This window comes from Rhizobium tibeticum (assembly GCF_900110205.1).
In the GTDB taxonomy this organism is placed as follows: Bacteria; Pseudomonadota; Alphaproteobacteria; order Rhizobiales; family Rhizobiaceae; genus Rhizobium; species Rhizobium tibeticum.
Genome location: NZ_FOCV01000157.1, coordinates 1 through 1,277, shown reverse-complemented (window position 1 = coordinate 1,277; position 1,277 = coordinate 1). Strand labels below are relative to the sequence as shown.

Sequence of the window (1,277 nt, the reverse complement as noted above, 5' to 3'; positions counted from 1 at the left end):
ATCCGGATGTGGTAGAACGCGTTATGGCAGACGAGATGAAACGCGGCCTATAATATCGGCCTCTCGACCAAGCGAAAATGCCTCCGCCGGACGCTTTCGAGAGGGTGTTGTCACGTTAGTTTCTCTGGCTGGAAAGGTCAGCGGCTCGTGGATATTCAGACGACACAGGCCGCAATTTTCCATGCATCGAAGGCTTCGAGCGGATGGTAGCGAATTGTTTGCGCGGCGCGGCGACGGGACGGAACTGAACTGAAAAGCAATTGCGGGTCGCTGAGTGCATGGAGACGAACCGTTGCACGTGCCTGGTGATCGGTGGCCTTGCATGGTTCGTTCCCGTTTTCGAAATGGCAGATGGCTGTTCTCGGCCCGATTATTGAGGCCCTTGTGCGACCAATGGTCAAGACCGAGTGCCACTTCTCGGTTGATTGTCACACGAAAGCGTGGATAGTCACCGGGATGGAGAGCCGGAAATGAATCTCAACGATGACGACGAACACCTGATAGAAACGCTTTTCCGCAACGGCACGATTACCGTCGTGGGGGTGGTGCTTTCATTTTCCCTAGGCTTCCTTACGCAGTGGGCCAGCAATCCAATACCGTGGAGACTTGCCGACCTGCCGACGTTGGTCGTCATAACTATAGGTATCGTCTTTCAGCTGCGCTCCCTCGCTTTACTTTTGCAAACGTCATCACTGAGAAAAGTCGTCTACGACAAGGCAAGCCGGCTATTTCTGAATGGCGTGACCGTCACTGGGTCTGGCGTTTTTCTGGCGATCCTCATTGACACGTTCCAGTTGCTGATGGAGCGTTAACCGACACTTGGATTGAGGGGTTCCGCCGGTAAATACCGCCGAAAATGTTAAGGCGACACTACCCGACTAGGTGTTGTCACGTTAGTTTCTCTGGCTGGAAAGGTCGGCGGCTCGTGGATATTCAGGCGACACGGCCGCAATTTTCCATGCATCGAAAGCTTCGAGCCGATGGTAGCGAATTGTTTGCGCGGCGCGGCGACGGGATCTCGTGTCTGCATCGCCGAAATCTACGCCCAACCCGTCACGCAGACAACCGCAGCCAGTAACGTGACAAAACCTTCGAGAGCGACAGGCGGTCCCTATCTAATACTACAGTTGCGGTTTAGCGGAAATCATGATTCACTTCCCGCATTTGGTGGGAGGGAAGTTCAATGTCGGTTGCGGGTTGGTCCGGGTCGGTTCTGGCGTGGCATCGTGAGCTCGATGCCTTGAAGGTGCGGTTGGGGCCGGTCTTTGGTCGCCGAG

The 1,277-nt window shown here is 55.0% G+C and carries 1 protein-coding gene and 1 pseudogene; one reads left to right on the top strand and one right to left on the bottom strand.

The window, feature by feature from the left end; all coding sequences use genetic code 11:
- Window positions 1–155 precede the first annotated feature (155 nt).
- Window positions 156–417 (bottom strand): annotated as a pseudogene (locus BSG20_RS39150) (DDE-type integrase/transposase/recombinase); the annotation flags it as partial.
- Window positions 418–470: 53 nt separating this feature from the next.
- On the opposite strand from BSG20_RS39150, the gene BSG20_RS35390 reads away from it, so the two are divergent.
- Window positions 471–812 (top strand): hypothetical protein, encoded by a 342-nt coding sequence (locus BSG20_RS35390; RefSeq protein WP_093042046.1) that lies wholly within the window; start codon window positions 471–473, stop codon window positions 810–812.
- The last annotated feature ends 465 nt before the right edge of the window (window positions 813–1,277 follow it).